Genomic DNA, 19,059 nt, shown 5'->3' on the forward strand with positions numbered 1-19,059 from the left:
GGCGTGGTGCGCACGCCCGGACCCAATGCTGCCGCCACGACGTTCCAGGAGACATGACGTGTCGTATCCGGATGTCCAGCTCGAAACCGAACGCCTGATCCTGCGCCTGCCGCGGCGTGAGGATTTCGAGCCCTATGCCGACTTTTCCGGTGACGAGGAGACCATGCGTCACCTCGGTGGCGTGCAGCCGCCGCCGGTGGCGTGGCGCAGCCTCGCGGGACTGGTAGGCAGCTGGCAGTTGCTGGGATTCGGCATGTTCTCGGTGATCGAGAAAGCCAGTGGCGACTGGATCGGCCGCGTCGGCCCGTGGCAGCCGTTCGGCTGGCCGGGCACCGAGGTGGGCTGGAGTCTGCGGCGCGCATCGTGGGGGCAGGGCTACGGGCCGGAAGCGGCCGCCGCGACGATCGACTGGGCGTTCGACACGCTGGACTGGGACCAGGTGATCCACACCATCGACCGGGCCAATGCCGGTTCCAAGCGCGTCGCGGAGAAGCTGGGTTCGCGCTTCCTGCGCATGGGTCTGCTGCCCGCGCCGTTCGACGGCAACCCGGTGGAGATATGGGGCCAGACGCGCGCGCAGTGGCAGGCGGCCCGGGCGACCCGCGCATGACCGTCGTGTACGGCTACTCGCCGTCCGGCAACTGCCACAAGGTGCGCCTGCTGCTGGAGCAGCTGGGCCGGCCGTATACGTGGATCGAGACCGACAGCAGTCGCGGCGAAACGCGCACGCCGGCGTATCTGGCGAAGAATCCGAACGGCCAGGTGCCGATGCTGGAACTCGACGACGGCCGCGTGCTGGTCGAATCGAACGCGATCCTGTGTTTTCTCGCCGCCGGCACGCCGTGGCTGCCGGGCGATCCCTGGCAGCACGCGCAGGCGCTGCGCTGGATGTTCTTCGAGCAGTACAGCCACGAGCCGGCGATCGCGGTCGCGCGGTTCATCCGCGGCTGGACCGACGCCGACTCGCCGCGCCGCGCGGAACTGCCTGCGCTGCAGGCGCGTGGCCACCGTGCGCTGGTGGTCATGGACGGTCATCTCGCCGGCGGCGCGGCATGGTTTTCCGGCGGCGTCTACGGCGTCGCCGACATCGCGCTGTTCGCCTACACCGCCGTCGCGCCTGACGGCGGCTTCGACCTGGCCCCGTATCCGGCGCTGCGCGACTGGCTCGCGCGCGTCCGCGGCACGCCCGGTTTCATAGACATGCCGGCGCCCGCGCCGGTCAACGCCGCGAGGCTCGCGGCCCCGGACTGAAGGTGACTCGATGTTCGCAGTCGTTCCCGATCCGATCCCGGCCCGTATGAAGGGCCTCAACCGCGCCGAGATCTGCGACGCGAATTTCCAGCAGTTCGTCCGCGAATGGGATGGCCCGCGTGATGCGGCGCCGGCCGACGACGCGGCGATCCTCGCCGGCAGCGCGCTCGACGCGCGCAGCTTTCGCGAATTGTTCGAGTCGCAGCTGATCAGCCGTCATCTCGATCTGATGGCGCGCGTGCTGCGCGTGCAGAACAAGGTCTTCTACACGATCGGTTCCAGTGGCCACGAAGGCAATGCGATGGTCGCGCGCGCCACGCGGCATACCGATCCGGCGTTCCTGCACTACCGCAGCGGCGGCTTCATGGCCGAACGTTTCCGCAAGGTGCCGGGCATGGATCCGGTGATGGACTCGGCGCTGTCGTTTGCCGCGAGCGCGGACGATCCGGCCAGCGGCGGCCGCCACAAGGTCTGGGGCAGCAAACCGCTGTGGGTGCTGCCGCAGACCTCGACCATCGCCTCGCACCTGCCCAAGGCGCTCGGCACCGCGATCGCGGTCGAACATGCGCGCCGCATTGGGCATGTGTTGCCGGTGCCCGCCGACAGCATCGTCGTGTGCTCGTTCGGCGATGCGTCGAGCAACCACGCGACCGCGCAGACCGCGTTCAACGCTGCAGCGTACACCGCGTATCAGAAACTCCCGGCACCGGTGCTGTTCGTCTGCGAGGACAACGGCATCGGCATTTCGGTGAAGACGCCGGAGGGCTGGATCGCGCGCAACTTCGCGCACCGGCCCGATCTCGACTATTTCGCGGCCGACGGACTGGATCTGGCCGCCGGCTACGGCGACGTCGAACGCGCCGTCGCGCATTGCCGGCGCACGCGACGGCCGACCTTTCTGCATCTGCGCACGAGCCGGCTGATGGGCCACGCCGGCACCGACTTCGAGATCGAATGGCGCGCGCTGGCGGAACTGTGCGCGGTCGAGGCCAGCGATCCGCTGCTGCGCAGCGCGGCGATCGCGCTCGAATCGGGACTGCTGTCCAAAAGCGAGCTGCTGGAACTGTACGAAGCCATGCGCGTGCGCTGTTTTGCCGCCGCTGAAGATGCTGACAGCCGGCCGCGGCTGACGCGACTCGACGAGGTCATGGCACCGCTCGCGCCGTATTCGCCCGAGCAGGTCCACGCCGAAGCGACACGTGAGCCGGATGCCGAAGCGCGCATCGCGGCCTTCGGCAGCGAGGCTGCATTGCCCGAAGGCCAACCGCCGAAGCATCTGGCGGTGCAGATCAACCAGGCACTGCACGACCTGTTCGCGAAATATCCCGAAGCGCTGCTGTTCGGCGAGGACGTCGCGCAGAAGGGCGGTGTCTACACCGTCACCAAGGGCCTGCAGAAAACCTTCGGCGGACGGCGCGTGTTCAATACGCTGCTCGACGAAACGACGATTCTCGGTCTGGCCCAAGGTTTTGCCAACATGGGCATGCTCGCGCTGCCCGAAATCCAGTACCTCGCGTATTTCCACAACGCCGGTGACCAGATCCGCGGCGAGGCCGCGAGCCTGCAGTTCTTCAGCAATGGCCAGTACCGCAATCCGATGGTCGTGCGCATCGCATCGCTGGGTTACCAGCGCGGCTTCGGCGGGCATTTCCACAACGACAATTCGGTCGCGGCCCTGCGCGACATTCCCGGCATCGTCGTCGGCTGTCCCTCGCGCGGCGACGACGCGGCCACGATGCTGCGCACGCTCACTGCGATGGCGAAGGTCGATGGTCGTGTCTGCCTGTTCCTCGAACCGATCGCGCTGTACATGACCAAGGATCTGTACGCCGCGGGCGACGGTGCCTGGTCGACGGCGTATCCGCCGCCGGACCAGGCGATGACGTTCGGCGAAGCGCGGGTCTACGACGCGGCAGCCACCGATCTCGTCGTGCTGACCTTCGGCAACGGCGTGCCGATGAGCCTGCGCGCGGCGCGGCTGATCGAGGCCGAGCGCGGCTGGAAGGTGCGGGTGGTCGACCTGCGCTGGCTGCTGCCGCTCAACGAAGGCGAGATCGCCCGCCACGTGGGCGAATGCGCACGTGTGCTGGTGGTCGACGAGGGGCGGCGCAGCGCGGGCGTGGGCGAGGGCATCGTCACCGCGATCGCGGAAGCGGGCTTCGGCGACACGCCGCTGCGGCGCGTGGTGGGCGCCGACACCTTCACACCGCTGGCGGGCGCGGCGTTCCTGGTGATTCCGTCGGAGGCGGACATCGTCGCGGCGGCATTGACGATGGTGTGAGGGATCCCGTCCAGGCGATGCGACACGGGCGTGGAACCGCCCCCTCCGCATGCGGGCGAGGGGCGGTCCGCGCATCCCTCGGATCAGTCCGCCAGACGCACCCGCACTTCCACGCGCCGGTTCGGCGCCAGGCAGGTGATCAGCGCCTGACCACGTTCGGACTTGCATTCGGTCACCGGCTCGACGTCGCCGCGACCCACCGCGGTGATGCGGTCCGACGGCACGCCATGTTCGACCAGATAACCGCGCACGGCTTCGGCGCGGCGGTTCGACAGGCGCAGGTTGCCCTGCGGGTTGCCGATGCGGTCGCTGTGACCGATCACGTGGACGATATCGAGCGTGCGTCCGGACAGGCGGCCGGCGAGGGCATCGAGCGCCGCACGGCCCGCGGGGCTGATGTCGCGGATGTCGGCCTTGCCGAACGCGAACAGACCATCGGCATCGAGCTGTTCGACGAACGCGGTGGGCTCGGGTGGCGGCGGTGGCGGCGGTGGCGGTTGTACCGGCTTTGAACTGGCGCAGGCGGCGAGTACACACGCGACTACGGACGCGGCGAATGCCGCGGACAGCGAACTGTGCTTCATGACGACCCCTTGGATGCTTCCCCAGATCCATGTCGCCACACCGGCTGCGGCCCGTGCGGCGACGGCTTCGACATTCCCCCGGGCGCGTGCGCCCCCTGTCGCGGCCGAGCATAGCAGCCGGATCACGACGGCCGGATGGCAGTCACGGTGGGCCGGAAGACACCCGTGGGATCAGCGGGCGAGGCCGTCCAGCAGCGGTGCGTCGACGGCATCGATCGCGCCGATCTGCAGCGGTGCGCCGGGCCGCTCGAGCGGCAGCACCGCCAGCGCGAGATCACCGGCCACGGACACGACCTTGCCCAGCGCCTGCTCGCCGGCCCGTACGTCGTCGCCCGGCGCGGCGCCGGCAGCGCTGCGCAGGACAGCCAGGCCGCGTTTCGCCTGTCCGAGGAAATGCGTTCGCGCGACGATCTCCTGTCCCGGGTAGCAGCCTTTGGCGACGCTGAAAGCGCGCAGGCGTTCCAGCGACAGCTGCTGCGGTGTCCACTGTTCGCGCTGGTCGGCGTCGAGGCGGGGCAGGCCGTGGGCGATGTCGAACGCCCGCCAGCGCAGCTGCGCTTCGGCATCGTGCGCGATGCCGGACGCGGCCTGGCCCAGCACCAGCGTGCGCGGTGCGGCCGTCGTGCCGACGTCCAGCTCGATGCCGGTGGTCCCGATCGCCGCGGTCGCGCCCTGTGCAATCGACGGCACTGCGAACCGCCCCGATGCAGACAGGTCGTCCGGCACCTCGATCGAGACCTTGCTGCGGAAGACGTAGCGTTTCAGCGATGTCGCCAATGCATTCACGTCGGCATCGAGCACGATGAGATCGAGTTGCTCTGCGCTGTGGCGGAGCACGGCGAACAGGGCGATCACGCGGCCCTTCGGGGTCAACCAACCGCTCCACTGCCACTGTCCGTCGCCGAGCGCGGCGACGTCGCTCATGAACTGCGCTTGCACGAATGCGATGCAATCGCGTCCGCGCAGCGTCAACGATGCGATGTCCGGAAGCGCGAATGCAGTCGCGGGCGTGGATTGCAGCTTGTCTGACATGCCTGTGGGAACTAAAATTGAACGAATGACCAATCCGGACATCATAGGCGAGCAGACGGACACACCGTCGCCGACGCCTGCGGAAATGCCTGTTCCGGCATCGCCGCCCGCAGAAGAGATCGGAGGCCGCGACGGCCTCGATCCCACGCGGTATGGCGACTGGGAAAAGAACGGTCGTTGCATCGACTTTTGATCCGTCACGTCGTGTCTGGCGGGCGGATCCGCAATACCAGCCACGCGGCGAGACGCCGCCAGCGAGGAGAGCACCACAACGATGGCACACCGTAACCGTCCCCTGTCACCGTTCATGCTCGGCACGCTGTATCGCCTGCAGATCACATCGGTGATGTCCCTGATGCACCGGGTCACCGGCATCATCGCCTCGGTCGGTGCATTCGGCCTCGCCTGGTGGTTGCTGGCGGTCGCGAAGGGCGGCGACGCCTACGCGAGCGCATCGGCCTGCCTCGGTTCGCCGCTGGGCACGCTTGCACTCGTCGCGTTCTCCTTCGCGCTGGTCTACCACCTGCTCAACGGCATCCGCCATCTGATGTGGGATGCGGGCATGGGCTTCGAACTGCCGGAGGTCTATCGCTCCGGTTACACCGTGATCACCCTGGCCGTCGTGCTGACGGCCGTGATCTGGTTCATTGCATTGCGGGGTGGCGCATGAGCGAGTCCAAGACGCCGGACCAGGCCGTGCAGCGGCCTGATTTCCGTACCCCGGTCGGTCGCGCACGCGGTCTCGGATCGGGCAAGACCGGTACCGGTCATTTCTGGTGGCAGCGTGTCACCGCCGTGGCGCTGGTGCCGCTGGTCGCGTGGTTCATCGGCACGCTGGTGTCGCTGGCCGGCGCCGACCTCGTCACCGTGCAGACCGTCATCGCGCGTCCGTTCAACGCGATCGCGTTCGCGCTGTTTGCCATCGCGATGTTCTGGCACGCCAAGCTCGGCCTGCAGGTGGTGATCGAGGATTACATCCACCAGCGCGCGCTGGAGGTCAGCCTCCAGCTCCTCGTCACATTCGCCTGCGCCGCTGGCGCGCTCGCATCGCTGTACGCGATTGCGCGCATCGCACTGCTGGGCTGAGAACCACATGACCAACGCTTACAAGATCACCGAACACACCTACGACATGATCGTCGTCGGCGCCGGCGGCGCCGGCCTGCGCGCGACCTTCGGCCTGGCCCACAAGGGCCTGCAGACCGCATGTCTGACCAAGGTCTTCCCGACGCGCTCGCACACGGTGGCGGCGCAGGGCGGCATTTCCGCCGCGCTCGGCAACATGGGCGACGACGACTGGCGCTACCACTTCTACGACACGATCAAGGGCTCCGACTGGCTGGGCGACCAGGACGCCATCCAGTACATGTGCCGCGAGGCCATCCCCGCGATCATCGAGCTCGAGCACCAGGGCGTGCCGTTCTCGCGCACCGAAGAGGGCAAGATCTACCAGCGCCCGTTCGGCGGCATGACCACCGAGTACGGCAAGGGCATCGCCCAGCGCACCTGCGCCGCGGCCGACCGCACCGGCCACGCGATCCTGCACACGCTCTACCAGCAGTCGCTCGCGCATGATGCGCGCTTCTTCATCGAGTACTTCGCGCTCGACCTGATCATGGACGAGGACGGCGCCTGCCGCGGCGTGCTCGCACTCGACATGGCCGAGGGCACATTGCATCTGTTCCGTGCCCAGGGCGTGGTGCTGGCGACCGGCGGCTATGGCCGCGCGTACTTCTCCGCGACCTCCGCGCACACCTGCACCGGCGACGGTGGCGGCATGGCGCTGCGCGCCGGCCTCGGTCTGCAGGACATGGAGTTCGTGCAGTTCCACCCGACCGGCATCTACGGCGCGGGCTGCCTGATCACCGAAGGCGTGCGCGGCGAAGGCGGCATCCTGCGCAACGCCAGTGGCGAGCGTTTCATGGAGCGCTACGCACCGAATGCCAAGGATCTCGCCTCGCGCGACGTCGTGTCGCGTTCGATGACGATGGAAATCCGCGAAGGCCGCGGCGTCGGCGAGCACAAGGATCACATCCATCTGGATCTGACCCATCTCGACCCGAAGGAAATCCACGAGAAGCTGCCGGGCATCGCCGAAAGCGCCAAGATCTTCGCCGGCGTCGACGTCGAGAAGCAGCCGATTCCGGTGATTCCGACCGTCCACTACAACATGGGCGGCATCCCGACCAACTACCACGGCGAAGTCGTGCAGTTGAAGGACGGCAATCCGGATGCGGTGGTCCCGGGCCTGTACGCGATCGGCGAAGCCGCCTGCGTGTCGGTCCACGGCGCCAACCGTCTGGGTTCGAATTCGCTGCTCGACCTGGTGGTGTTCGGTCGCGCGGTGGCCAACCGCTGCGCCGAGACGATCACGCCGGGCGCGCGTCACAAGCCGCTTGCTAAGGACGCCTGCGACAAGGCGCTGTCGAACCTCGACGGTCTGCGCAACGCCAGCGGCAGCACGCCGACCTCGGTGATCCGCGACAACATGCAGCGCACGATGCAGAACGACGCCGCGGTGTTCCGCACCAGCAAGACGCTGGCCGAGGGCGTCGACAAGATCCGCGAGATCCACGCCTCGTTCGCCGACGTCAAGGTCAGCGACCGCTCGATGGTGTGGAACTCGGATCTGATCGAGACCATGGAACTGCAGAACCTGCTGGGCCAGGCGCTGGTGACCATCGTCTCGGCCGAGAACCGCAAGGAATCCCGCGGCGCGCACGCGCACGAGGACTTCCCGGACCGTGACGACGAGAACTGGCACAAGCACACGCTGTGCTGGGCCGACAATGCCGGCAACACGCAGATCGATTACCGCCCGGTGCACATGTACACGCTCGACGACGAAGTCGAAGTCGTGCCGCCGAAAGCACGCGTTTACTGAGCCGGGGAACCCAGATGGCAGAATTTTCGCTTCCGAAGAATTCCAAGGTGCAGCAGGGCCGGCACTTCCCGGCCCCGGGCGCCAAGCGCACGCGCACTTTCAAGGTCTATCGCTGGAACCCCGATGACGGCCGCAATCCGTCGACGGACACTTACGAGATCGATCTCGACAAGTGCGGTCCGATGGTTCTCGACGCGCTGATCAAGATCAAGAACGAGATCGATCCGACGCTGACCTTCCGCCGCTCGTGCCGCGAGGGCATCTGCGGTTCGTGCGCGATGAACATCGACGGCACGAACACGCTGGCCTGCACCCGCGCGATCGAGGACTGCAAGAAGGCCGAGGTGCCGATCTACCCGCTGCCGCACATGGAAGTGGTCAAGGATCTGGTGCCGGACCTGACCCACTTCTATGCGCAGTACGCGTCGATCCAGCCGTGGATCCGCACGCAGAGCGCGGCGCCGCCGGACCGCGAGCGCCTGCAGTCCAAGGAAGACCGCGCCAAGCTCGACGGCCTGTACGAGTGCATCCTGTGCGCCTGCTGCTCGACCAGCTGCCCGAGCTACTGGTGGAACGGCGAGCGGTACCTCGGCCCGGCCGTGTTGCTGCAGGCCTACCGCTGGATCATCGACAGCCGCGACGAGGACACCGGTGCGCGTCTGGACGATCTGGAAGATCCGTTCAAGCTCTATCGCTGCCACACGATCATGAACTGCGCCCGGACCTGCCCGAAGGGTCTGAACCCGGCGAAGGCGATCGGCGAGATCAAGCAGCTGATGCTGGCGCGTCGCGGCTGATCGGCAGGCGCCTGGTCGGTGCGATGCATCGACCGGGCGTAAGGCGCCGCCGACTTCTGTCGCAATACCTGTCCGTCGTTCCGGCGAACGCCGGAATCCAGCGTCTTGGGCGTTCCCGGATACCGTTTATCGCGAAGCAGAGACCCTGGATTCCGGCGTTCGCCGGGATGACGGGTTAGAGCGTCGCCTGTCAGGGATCAGAAAACGCATGACCTACGACGACGCCACCGAACTCCGCCGCCTGCGCTGGCGCAGCCGGCGTGGCATGCGCGAACTCGACCGGCTGTTCGAGCGCTGGCTCGACCGTTGCTGGGCGACGTCCACCGAGGCCGAGCGCGAGGTTTTCCGACGGCTGCTGGATTGCGAGGACGATAGGCTCTGGAAGTGGTTCCTCGGCCATGAGCGTTCTGACGATGCGCAGCTCGACACCCTCGTACAGTCGATCCGGCAGCTCCCGCCCGGCTGAGCCCTTGCCGCTGCGGCTGGTGTGGCGGCCTTCGATCGTGCTGCAGGCCGCGCTCGCGTCGATCGGCTTCTGTGCGTGCATCGCGTTGTGGCTGTCCGAACTGCCGATGATCGCGACCGTCTGCGCGATGCCGCTGGTCGTCGCCGCGACCGGGCACCGCATCGCCGTCGAGCGCCGCGCGCCGATACGCGCGCTCGTCATCGATGCCGCAGGCGCCGCGCACCTCGATGACGCCGTGCTCGACACCCCGCAACTCGAATGGCGCGGACCGCTGGCGATCCTGCGCTGGCGCGACGGGCGCCGCGCGCGTCGGCTGCTGTGGTGGCCCGATACGCTGCCGCCACCGGCGCGACGTGAACTCCGTCTGGCCGCATCCGCGCTCGTGACGCGACCGACACCGGATTCGATGGCACCATAGCGGGGCCCCGGGCGGGCGGCGTACCGGCCCGGCGGCCGCGGACGCCGCGGCCCCCATGACCGGACGTCCATGCTCAGACCCATTCCTGCCGCCATCGGCCTGCGTTATCTCAGGGCCAAGCGGCGCAACGGCTTCATCTCCTTCATCTCGCTGGCCTCGATCCTCGGCATCGCCATCGGCGTGACCGTGCTGATCACGACGCTCGCGGTGATGAGCGGCTTCCAGAAGGAAATCCGCGACCGCATGCTCGGCATGGTCGCGCACGCGACGATCAGCGCCGACGGCGACACGCTGTCGAACTGGCAGCGCGCGGTCGACGTCGCGCGCGAGGATCCCCGCGTTGCCGGCGCCGCGCCCTACGTCGACACGCAGGCGCTGCTGCGCGGCCGTCGCAACGAGCCGGCCGCGGTACGCGCGATCGTGCCCGAGGACGAGGCGCAGGTGTCCGACCTCACCACGTCGATGGTCATCGGCAAGCTCGAGGATCTGCAGCCGGGCACGTTCAACATCGTGCTCGGGCGCGAACTCGCGCTGTGGCTGGGCGTGGGCGTCGGCGACAGCGTCATCGTCACCACCGATTTCCAGGTCACGCCGATGGGCGCGGTGCCGCAGCTCAAGCGCTTCACGGTCAGCGGCATCTTCGAGGCCGGCTACCAGGACTTCGACCGGCGCCTGGCCGTGGTCAATCTCAGTGATGCGCAGCGGCTGCTGCGCATCGGCGACGGCGTCACCGGCGTGCGTCTGAAACTGCACGACATGGACCGCGCGCAGCAGGTCACGCGCGATCTCGTGCACAAGCTCGGCGGCGTGTACCGGGTGAGCGACTGGAGCATCGAGAACGCGAACATGTTCCGCGCGCTCAAACTCGAGAAGACGATGATCGGCATCCTGCTGTCGCTGATCATCGTCATGGGCTCGTTCAATCTCGTCGCCTCTCAGGTGAGCCTGGTGACCGACAAGCAGGCCGATATCGCGATCCTGCGCACGCTGGGGCTCACGCCCGGCGGCGTCATGCAGGTGTTCATGGTGCAGGGCACGATGATCGGCGTGATCGGCACGATCCTCGGCATCACCGGCGGACTGCTGTTGACCTTCAATCTCGAACATATCCTCGGCGCGATCGAGCGCCTGTTCGGCGTCGTGCTGATGCCCGAGGACGTCTATTACGTGACCGGCCTGCCGATCGATCTGCAGGTCAGCGACGTGGTGATGATCGCCAGCGTCGCGCTGGTGATGGCCTTCGTCGCGACGATCTATCCGGCGCTGCGCGCGGCGCGCACGGCACCGGCGGAGGCGCTGCGCTATGAGTGACACGATCCCGGTTGCACTTACGACCGCGCCCGACAGCGTCGTGCTCGCGGCCGAAGGCCTGGGCAAGACCTACGCCGAGGGCAAGTTGAACACACCGGTGTTCGACGGTCTGGACTTCGCGGTGCGCGCCGGCGAAACCGTCGCGATCCTCGGCGCGTCCGGCGCCGGCAAGAGCACCTTGCTGCATCTGCTCGGCGGGCTGGACACGCCGACCGCGGGCGAGGTGTACGTGTCCGGCCAGAAGATGAGCGCGTTGTCGAACGCGGCGCGCGGCACCCTGCGCAACCGGTCGCTGGGCTTCGTCTACCAGTTCCATCACCTGCTGCCGGAGTTCACGGCGCTGGAGAACGTCATGCTGCCGGCGCTGCTCAACGGCGCCAGCGATGCGGATGCGACGAAGCGTTCTCGTGATCTGCTGGAGACCGTGGGTCTCGGCCATCGCCTCGCCCACAAGCCGGGCGAACTGTCGGGCGGCGAACGCCAGCGCGCGGCCGTCGCGCGTGCGCTGGTGAACAAGCCGGCCTGCGTGCTCGGCGACGAGCCGACCGGCAATCTCGATGAGCGCACCGCGGCCACGGTGTTCGAGCTGATGCTTGAACTCAACCGCGCGCAGCACACCAGCCTCGTGCTGGTGACGCATGACCGCCGGCTCGCGCGCAAGCTCGACCGGGTCATGGAACTGCACCAGGGCAAGCTGCGCGAAGTGGCGAAAGACGACGTCTGAGTTCCCGTGCGGGACTGCGCTCCGGGAGCGGCCCGGCCGCGACGGGGCGTTCCGGGTGAGGCATCGCGGCCAGGGCCGCGCCCACACCGGAACACGCATTCCCGGATTGCCGGTTATTCGCTCGGCTTCGCCGCTTCAGCCGGGCGCTGCGTAGCCGCGCGGCGCGACAGCACCGCCTCGCGGTGCGCGATATAGCCGTTCGCGCCGAACACGATCGCCGCGCCGATCGCGGTCCACATGTCGATGACCTCGCCGAACAGCCACCAGCCGAACAGCACGACGATCGGCAACTGCACGAAGCTGATCGGCTGCAGCGCGGACACCTCGCCCAGGCGCAGCGCGCGCGTCCACAGCCACTGCCCCAGCGTGCCGAGCACACCGGTCGCGATCAGCCACAGCCAGACCGTCGGGCTCGGCCAGACCCACTGGAACAGGGCGGGCACCAGCGACAGCGGCACCCACAGCAGATAGGTGTAGAACACGATCGTGTCCGGCGGATCCAGCTTCGAGAGCTGTTTCATCTGGATCGCGACCAGCGCCGCGAGCAGGGCGCCGACCACCGGTACCAGCATCGCGGCCGAGAACGCGACGCCCGGCCGCAGGATCACCAGCACGCCGAGAAAGCCGGCGGAGACCGCCATCCAGCGCCGGATGCGCACGATCTCGCCGAGCCAGATCACTGCGGCGATCGTCGCGAACAGCGGCGCCGCATACGAGAGCGAAATCGCCTGCGACAGCGGCAGGTGGCCGATCGCCCAGAACGCGCACAGCATCGAGCCGAGCCCGACCACGGTGCGGATCACGTAGCGACCCAGATTGCGCGTGCGCGGCAGGCCGGTGCCGCTGCGCAGCAGGATCGGCAGCAACGCGAGCAGGCCGAAGAAGTTGCGGAAGAACGCGACTTCGGTGGTCGGCACCGTCGCCGAGGCGTAGCGGATCGCGATCGCCATCAGCGCGAACGCCGACGTGCTGCCGAGCATCAGCAGCGCGGCCTGTCCCTGTACGGTCGCGGGTCGCCAGCGGAGCAGGGCGCGTGCGTTCACCACGCCGCGCCGACGATCTTGGGTTCGGGTTCCAGCGCGACGCCGAAGCGCATCTGTACCGAGGCCGCGATGCGTCGCGCCAGGCCCAGCAGTTCGGTGCCCTGCGCGTGGCCGTGATTGACCAGCACCAGCGCGTGGCCGGGTGCGACGCCGGCGTCGCCATCGCGATGGCCCTTCCATCCGCAGCGATCGATCAGCCAGGCCGCCGACAGCTTGCGCAGGCCCTCATCGACCGCGAACACCGGGATGCCCGCATGCGCGGCGACCAGGGCGGCGGCCTGCGCGGCCGGCACGATCGGATTCTTGAAGAAACTGCCGGCGTTGCCGATCACCGCGGGATCGGGCAGCTTGCTGCGCCGGATGTCGATGACCGCTTCGGCAACGTCGAGCGGGCGGGGCGCGCCGATGCCGCGCGCGGACAGCACGTCGCGCAGGCCGGCGTAGTCGAGCACCGGCTCGGCGAAGCGGTGCAAAGCGAACTCGACGGCAGTGACGATCCAGCGATCGGGCACCTGCTTGAAGATGCTGTCGCGATAGCCGAAGCGGCAGGCGTCGCGATCGAGCCGCACGAAGTTGCGCGTGTCCTGGTCGAAGGCTTCGACCGCGACCACGTGCTCGCCGACCTCGACACCGTAGGCGCCGATGTTCTGGATCGGCGCCGCGCCGACGGTGCCCGGAATCAGCGCGAGGTTCTCCAGCCCGCCGAGTTCCTGCGCCAGCGTCCACAGCACGAAGCCGTGCCAGTCGGCGCCGGCGGCGGCGCGCACGACGACGCGCTCGCCGTCGTCGGAGACCACGCTGCGGCGCGCATCGACGATCGCGAGCGCATCGACCGCGTCGCCCGCGAACAGCAGATTGCTGCCACCGCCGATGACCAGCGGGCGCGTGTCGGCATCGAGCGCGGCGAGCGCCTGCGGCAGGGCCGCGGCATCGAGCACCTCGATCAGCCGCCGCGCACGTGCGGCCACGCCGAAGGTGTTGCGCGGGCGCAGATCGGCCGGCTGCAGCAGACGGAAGGAATCGGACATCACTGCGATCAGAGGCTGGGCAGGTTGCCGCGGCTCGGGGCTTCGCGCCGGCGGCGGATCGCCTCGACGCAGTCGCCGATCAGCGCCGGCCCGCGATAGACCAGGCCCGAATACACCTGCACCAGCGATGCGCCGGCGGCCATCTTCTTCACCGCGTCGGCGCCCGACAGGATGCCGCCCACGCCGACCAGCGGAATCTCGCTGGCGAGGCGGGTGCGCATCATCCGCAGCACGGTGGTCGACTTGTTCATCAGCGGCTCGCCGGACAGTCCGCCGGCCTCGTCGGCGCGGCGGTCGTCCTGCACGCTGATGCGCGAGATCGTGGTGTTGGTGGCGATGACGCCGTCGACGTGCAGGTCCGACAGCACACGGGCCGCGGCCTCGATATCGTCGTCGCTCAGATCGGGCGCCACCTTCACCAGCAGCGGCACGCGCTTGCCGTGCTGCGCGGCGAGTCGCTCCTGCGCGTCGCGCAACGTGCCGATCAGACGGCGCAGCGCCTGCTCTTCCTGCAGTTCGCGCAGGCCGGCGGTGTTGGGTGAGGAGATGTTGACGGTGATGTAGTCCGCCAGCGGATACACGCGCTCCATGCAGAACAGGTAATCGTCGGCCGCCGATTCGTTCGGCGTGTCCTTGTTCTTGCCGATGTTGATGCCGAGGATGCCGGCGCGCTTCGCGCGGCTCACGTTGGCGACCAGCGCATCGACGCCCTGGTTGTTGAAGCCCAGGCGGTTGATCAGCGCGCGGTGGCGAGGCAACCGGAACATGCGCGGCTTCGGATTGCCGTCCTGCGGCTTCGGCGTGATCGTGCCGATTTCGACGAAACCGAAACCCAGCGCGAACAGCGCATCGATGTGGTCGCCGTTCTTGTCGAGCCCGGCGGCGAGGCCGACCGGATTCGGAAACTGCAGGCCGAAGGCTTCGGTGGGCAGCGGCTGCGGCGGTGTCGCGATCAGCGACGACAGGCCCACGCGATGCAACGCGTCCATTGCCGTCAGGGTGAGCCCGTGCGCGCGCTCGGGATCGAGCCGGAACAGCAGCGGACGGGCGCTCGCGTACATCAGGACGCCGCCGCGATGAAGGCCAGCAGGCCGCCGAAGAACAGGAAGACGAACAGAAACCCGACGACCGCCATCGCGACCATCAGATAGCCGAGCACCAGCCCCGCGACCGCGAGGCCATCGCCTTCGAGCGCGTCGGGGCGACGGCGGATCTCGCCGCGGGCCAGGTGGCCGGTGACGATCGCGACGACGCTGCCGATGACCGGCAGCAGCGACCAGCCGAGCAGGCCGGCGACGAGACTGACGATCGCCATCGCACTGGTCTGGCGGAAGGCGACGGGCGCGTTCATGTGTGTGGACCTCGTACCGGACCGGACACAGGCGACGCCGACACGCGGTCGCGCGTCGCAGCGGACATGCAGGCCGGAATTCGCGGCGCCATCGGCGGCGGTCCAGGGAAAGCGTTGGAAGACACGATTATTCAGACACCAGGGCGTCGCGCGCAAGCACGCAGGCGCCGCGGATCGGATCCGCGACGCCCGTGGTCGACCTCAGAGGTCGAACTTGATGCCCTGTGCGAGCGGCAGTGCGTCGGAGTAGTTGATCGTGTTGGTCTGGCGGCGCATGTAGGCGCGCCATGCATCCGAACCCGATTCGCGGCCGCCGCCGGTTTCCTTCTCGCCACCGAATGCGCCGCCGATTTCCGCGCCGCTGGTGCCGATGTTGACGTTGGCGATGCCGCAATCCGAACCCCAGGCGGCGAGGAACTGCTCGGACGCACGCAGGTCGGTGGTGAACAGCGACGACGACAGGCCCTGCGGCACGTCGTTCTGCAGATCGATCGCCTCTTCCAGATCGCTGTACTTCATGACGTACAGGATCGGCGCGAAGGTTTCGGTCTGCACCACTTCGGCATCGTTGGTCAGGCCGCTGACCAGCGCCGGCAACACGAAGTTGCCCTTGCGGTCCTCCAGCGCGCGGCCGCCGCTCTCGATCGTGCCGCCGCTGGCCTTGGCCTTGGCGATCGCATCGAGGTAGGCCTGCACGCCGTCGCGACTGTTGAGCGGGCCCATCAGGTTGGCGGCGTCGGTCGGATCGCCGATCTTCTTCTCGACCTGGCCGTAGGCGGTCTTGAGCTTGGCCAGCACGTCATCAAAGATCGACTCGTGCACGAACAGGCGACGCGTCGTCGTGCAGCGCTGGCCGGCCGTGCCGACGGCGCCGAACACGATCGCCGGGATCGCCAGCTTCAGGTCGGCGGTCGGGTCGACGATGATCGCGTTGTTGCCGCCCAGTTCCAGCAGCGAGCGCCCCATGCGCTTGGCGACGCGCTCGCCGACCTGGCGGCCGATCTTGGTCGAACCGGTGAAGCTCACCAGCGCGATGCGCTTGTCGTCGACGAAGGCCTGCGCGAGATCGCTGCCGGCATCGTTGAACAGGAAGAAGATGTCCGGGAAGGCGGCCTTGTTCAGCGCTTCGTTGCAGATCTTCATCGACGCGATCGCGGAGAGCGGCGTCTTCGGCGACGGCTTCCAGATCGAGATGTTGCCGCAGACCGCGGCGACCAGCGCATTCCAGGCCCACACCGCGACCGGGAAGTTGAACGCGCTGATGATGCCGACCACGCCCATCGGGTGCCACTGCTCATACATGCGGTGGCCCGGACGTTCGGAGTGCATCGTCAGGCCGTAGAGCTGGCGCGACAGGCCGACGGCGAATTCGCCGATGTCGATCATTTCCTGCACTTCGCCGTCGCCTTCCGGCTTCGACTTGCCCATTTCCAGCGCGACCAGCGAACCCAGTGCGTCCTTGTGCGTGCGCAGCGCGTCGGCGCACAGGCGCACGGCTTCGCCGCGGCGCGGGGCCGGCGTCTTGCGCCAGATCTTGAACGCCGCCTGGGCGCGCTCGACGATCAGGTCGTAGTCTGCCTGGGAGCTGGCCTGCACGCGGGCGAGCACTTCGCCATCGGTCGGGTTGATCGGTTCGATGACGCCGGCATCGCGGGTCTTCGACCACTCGCCGTTACCCAGGTAGGTGCCCGATTCGGTGCCGGACAGGCCGAGCGCGGTGAGGACGGAATGGGTCATGGACAGAACTCCTTGTGAGCGGACGCCGCCGATGTGGCCATCGACGGACGTACGGTGGGAAGCGGCGCGACGCGGCGCTAGGCCGGCGGGGGAAGTCGCGGTTGGTGACCCCGGCCCGATTCGAACGGGCGACCTTCCCCTTAGGAGGGGGACGCTCTATCCAGCTGAGCTACGGGGCCGTGAAGCCGTACAGGATACCGGACTGCCGCAGCGCCACGAAATCGCGGTACCCGCCGGGAGGGGGCGGCGGGGTCAGCACAGGCCGGTGGCCAGCTCCACGCAGTCGCGGCCGTTGGCCTTGGCGGCATACAGCGCGCGGTCCGCGCTGCCGAGGGCATCGTCGACGCCGCCGTCCGATGCCGGATAGACCACGTGAACGCCGATGCTGGCCGTCACCCGGATGCGCGTCTCGCCGCTGACGCAGGGTTCGTCGCCGAGCGCGTGGCGGATCGCTTCGGCGATTTCGCCGGCCGTGGACAGATCGCAGCCGGGCATCGCGGCCACGAATTCCTCGCCGCCGAACCGGGCCAGCAGGGCATCGTGCGGGCGCAGGATGCGACCGATGCGGCGCGCCGCCCAGCGCAGGCAGTCGTCGCCGGCCAGATGGCCGTGGCGGTCGTTGATCGACTTGAAATGGTCGAGGTCGATCATCAGCACCGCGAGCGGCGCGGCGGTCTGCTTCGCCTGCTGCGCGAGCTCCCGGAAGGCTTCGTGGAACCAGGTGCGGTTGTAGAGGCCGGTCAGGCCGTCGCGACGGCTCGAATCGCGCAGGCGCGCGTGCGCTTCCTCCAGCTGCAGCAGGGTGCTGCGCACTTCCTGGGTGCGCTGGGCGACCTTGCGTTCGAGTTTCTGGTTGGCCTCGGCGGTGATGCGCAGGTTCTCGTGGCGCAGCGCCGCGTAGCGATGGCCCAGCGCGATCGACAGCAGCAGCATCTCCAGCGCCGAACCGATCTGCACCCCGTATTCGGTGGCGAAGTTCTTCGGCAGCAGGCCGAACGCGAGCAGCGTGAACACCGCGGTGCCGAGCAGGAACATCGACCACGCGAGCAGCAGCAGCCAGGCCGGCGCATACCCGCGGCGCAGCACCACGACCGTCGCGATGACGATGCCGACCACGCCCAGCAGCACCGCCCGCGAGGCGACGGGCGTGGAAATGCGCAGCGGCAGCCAGATCGAGGCGATGCCGAACAGTACGAAGAACGCCATCAGCGCGAGCAGCAGCGCATTGCCGGGCGGCCAGCGTCGCGGCAGCTCGAGGAAGGTGCGCGAGAACTGCAGCATCGCGATCAACGCCAGGCAGATCGAGATGGGCACCATGTGGTCGGCCATCCACGACGAACCGGGCCACAGGTATTCGAAACCCAGGCCGTTGAGCGTGAACAGCACCAGGCCGAATGCGGTGACGTGGCACAGGTACCAGAAGTAGCTCGCGTCGCGCAGCGACAGCCACAGCACCAGGTTGTAGAAGAACAGCGCCAGCATGATCCCGTAGTACAGCCCGATCGCCAGCTGCGCGTCGCGCGATACTTCGGTGAACGCCTTCGGCGTGTAGAGCTGCAGCGGCACCTGCATCGAACTCTGGCTGCGCACGCGCACCAGCAGATCGACCGGCTCGCCGGGCGGCAGTTCGAAGCTGAAGTTCGGATGCCGGTAACGCACGCTGCGCGAGGCGAACGGGCGATGGTCGCCGCCGGCGAAGTGCAGCACGCGACCATCGGCGTAACGCACGTGCAGATCGACTTCGTCGCTGAGCGGATACTCCTGCACCAGCATCCAGCGTGGTTCGTGCGCCTCGCGGTTGACCACGCGCGCATGGAACCAGAACGTGCCGCGCTGGAATCCGAAGGCATCGGCGCCGCCGGGCAGCGGGGCCATGCCGTCGGCGTCGACGCGGCGCCAGGCGGCGGCGAGATCGTCGACGTCTTCGCGGTCGTGATAGTGGCCGAGCTGTGGCGCGAGCACGAAACGCTCGGTGCCGGGTTCGAGCACGACGTCCGCGCGTTCCAGTGCCAGTGCCAGCAGCGGACAGCACAGGCAGGCCAGCAACAGCCAGCTTCGCCACGCCCGCACCGTCCTGCCGATCAGCGTCATCCCTTCGCCCCGTGTTCCATGCAGTTGCGCATCGGCCGTGTCCATGGCCTCCGAACGCGGG

20 protein-coding genes and 1 tRNA gene are annotated in these 19,059 nt (G+C 68.2%); 12 read left to right on the forward strand and 9 right to left on the reverse strand.

Translation table 11 applies throughout. From position 1 onward, the window contains the following. Positions 1-25 precede the first annotated feature (25 nt). Genes V3391_RS03500 through V3391_RS03510 form a run of 3 tightly spaced genes read left to right on the forward strand, consistent with a single transcriptional unit; the run spans position 26 to position 3,532 of the window. Positions 26-610: a GNAT family N-acetyltransferase gene (locus V3391_RS03500; RefSeq protein WP_425497190.1), complete on the forward strand. Its 585-nt coding sequence runs from the start codon at positions 26-28 to the stop codon at positions 608-610. Continuing rightward, complete coding sequence (locus tag V3391_RS03505; protein WP_332077017.1) at positions 607-1,251, forward strand: glutathione S-transferase family protein; 645 nt, start codon at positions 607-609, stop codon at positions 1,249-1,251. The genes V3391_RS03500 and V3391_RS03505 overlap by 4 nt, the downstream gene beginning before the upstream one ends. Positions 1,252-1,261: 10 nt before the next feature. After that, entirely contained in the window at positions 1,262-3,532 is a 2,271-nt protein-coding gene (locus V3391_RS03510; protein ID WP_332077018.1) for a thiamine pyrophosphate-dependent enzyme, read from the forward strand. An 83-nt stretch (positions 3,533-3,615) separates the two neighbouring features. On the opposite strand, the gene V3391_RS03515 is transcribed toward V3391_RS03510, so the two are convergent. Then, entirely contained in the window at positions 3,616-4,116 is a 501-nt protein-coding gene (locus V3391_RS03515) for an OmpA family protein (protein WP_332077019.1), read from the reverse strand. 171 nt (positions 4,117-4,287) lie between these two features. Further along, positions 4,288-5,148, reverse strand: coding sequence for a CAF17-like 4Fe-4S cluster assembly/insertion protein YgfZ (ygfZ, locus tag V3391_RS03520; RefSeq protein WP_332077020.1), 861 nt, complete (start codon positions 5,146-5,148; stop codon positions 4,288-4,290). Positions 5,149-5,173: 25 nt separating this feature from the next. Between ygfZ and V3391_RS03525 the strand changes: the two genes are divergently transcribed. The 9 genes from V3391_RS03525 (at position 5,174) to lolD (ending at position 11,748) form a co-directional block, all read left to right on the forward strand. Then, positions 5,174-5,341, forward strand: coding sequence for a DUF1674 domain-containing protein (locus V3391_RS03525; RefSeq protein ID WP_332077021.1), 168 nt, complete (start codon positions 5,174-5,176; stop codon positions 5,339-5,341). A gap of 81 nt (positions 5,342-5,422) precedes the next feature. Beyond that, the gene (gene sdhC / locus V3391_RS03530) at positions 5,423-5,818 is read left to right on the forward strand and encodes a succinate dehydrogenase, cytochrome b556 subunit (protein WP_332077022.1); all 396 of its coding nucleotides are present in this window, start codon (positions 5,423-5,425) and stop codon (positions 5,816-5,818) included. Further along, positions 5,815-6,234, forward strand: coding sequence for a succinate dehydrogenase, hydrophobic membrane anchor protein (gene sdhD / locus V3391_RS03535; RefSeq protein WP_232135772.1), 420 nt, complete (start codon positions 5,815-5,817; stop codon positions 6,232-6,234). Before sdhC ends, sdhD begins: the two co-directional genes overlap by 4 nt. A 7-nt stretch (positions 6,235-6,241) precedes the next feature. After that, positions 6,242-8,032 carry a succinate dehydrogenase flavoprotein subunit gene (gene sdhA, locus V3391_RS03540; protein ID WP_332077023.1) on the forward strand — a complete coding sequence of 597 codons (1,791 nt, stop codon included), beginning with the start codon at positions 6,242-6,244 and terminating at the stop codon, positions 8,030-8,032. Between the two features lie 14 nt (positions 8,033-8,046). Beyond that, the gene (locus tag V3391_RS03545; protein WP_332077024.1) at positions 8,047-8,829 is read left to right on the forward strand and encodes a succinate dehydrogenase iron-sulfur subunit; all 783 of its coding nucleotides are present in this window, start codon (positions 8,047-8,049) and stop codon (positions 8,827-8,829) included. Positions 8,830-9,037: 208 nt separating this feature from the next. Further along, complete coding sequence (locus V3391_RS03550; RefSeq protein WP_332077025.1) at positions 9,038-9,295, forward strand: FAD assembly factor SdhE; 258 nt, start codon at positions 9,038-9,040, stop codon at positions 9,293-9,295. A 4-nt stretch (positions 9,296-9,299) separates the two neighbouring features. Then, on the forward strand, positions 9,300-9,713 hold the full coding sequence (locus V3391_RS03555; RefSeq protein WP_332077026.1) for a hypothetical protein: 414 nt from the start codon (positions 9,300-9,302) through the stop codon (positions 9,711-9,713). 69 nt (positions 9,714-9,782) lie between these two features. After that, positions 9,783-11,024 carry a lipoprotein-releasing ABC transporter permease subunit gene (locus V3391_RS03560; RefSeq protein ID WP_232150128.1) on the forward strand — a complete coding sequence of 414 codons (1,242 nt, stop codon included), beginning with the start codon at positions 9,783-9,785 and terminating at the stop codon, positions 11,022-11,024. After that, the gene (lolD, locus tag V3391_RS03565) at positions 11,017-11,748 is read left to right on the forward strand and encodes a lipoprotein-releasing ABC transporter ATP-binding protein LolD (protein ID WP_332077027.1); all 732 of its coding nucleotides are present in this window, start codon (positions 11,017-11,019) and stop codon (positions 11,746-11,748) included. Before V3391_RS03560 ends, lolD begins: the two co-directional genes overlap by 8 nt. A gap of 113 nt (positions 11,749-11,861) precedes the next feature. On the opposite strand, the gene V3391_RS03570 is transcribed toward lolD, so the two are convergent. The 7 genes from V3391_RS03570 to V3391_RS03600 form a co-directional block, all read right to left on the reverse strand. Beyond that, positions 11,862-12,728 (reverse strand): DMT family transporter, encoded by an 867-nt coding sequence (locus V3391_RS03570; RefSeq protein ID WP_332077700.1) that lies wholly within the window; start codon positions 12,726-12,728, stop codon positions 11,862-11,864. A 59-nt stretch (positions 12,729-12,787) separates the two neighbouring features. Next, positions 12,788-13,819, reverse strand: coding sequence for a UDP-N-acetylmuramate dehydrogenase (gene murB, locus V3391_RS03575; protein ID WP_332077028.1), 1,032 nt, complete (start codon positions 13,817-13,819; stop codon positions 12,788-12,790). A gap of 8 nt (positions 13,820-13,827) precedes the next feature. Then, positions 13,828-14,880: a quinone-dependent dihydroorotate dehydrogenase gene (locus V3391_RS03580; RefSeq protein ID WP_332077029.1), complete on the reverse strand. Its 1,053-nt coding sequence runs from the start codon at positions 14,878-14,880 to the stop codon at positions 13,828-13,830. Further along, on the reverse strand, positions 14,880-15,170 hold the full coding sequence (locus tag V3391_RS03585; RefSeq protein ID WP_332077030.1) for a DUF4190 domain-containing protein: 291 nt from the start codon (positions 15,168-15,170) through the stop codon (positions 14,880-14,882). Before V3391_RS03585 ends, V3391_RS03580 begins: the two co-directional genes overlap by 1 nt. Before the next feature lie 201 nt (positions 15,171-15,371). Next, complete coding sequence (gene amaB, locus V3391_RS03590) at positions 15,372-16,907, reverse strand: L-piperidine-6-carboxylate dehydrogenase (protein ID WP_332077031.1); 1,536 nt, start codon at positions 16,905-16,907, stop codon at positions 15,372-15,374. Positions 16,908-17,009: 102 nt separating this feature from the next. Next, positions 17,010-17,086 (reverse strand) — tRNA-Arg (locus tag V3391_RS03595). Positions 17,087-17,159: 73 nt separating this feature from the next. Then, positions 17,160-18,998 (reverse strand): sensor domain-containing diguanylate cyclase, encoded by a 1,839-nt coding sequence (locus V3391_RS03600; RefSeq protein ID WP_332077032.1) that lies wholly within the window; start codon positions 18,996-18,998, stop codon positions 17,160-17,162. Positions 18,999-19,059 lie beyond the last annotated feature (61 nt).

This window comes from Luteimonas flava, from assembly GCF_036584485.1.
Classification (GTDB): domain Bacteria; phylum Pseudomonadota; class Gammaproteobacteria; order Xanthomonadales; family Xanthomonadaceae; genus Luteimonas; species Luteimonas flava.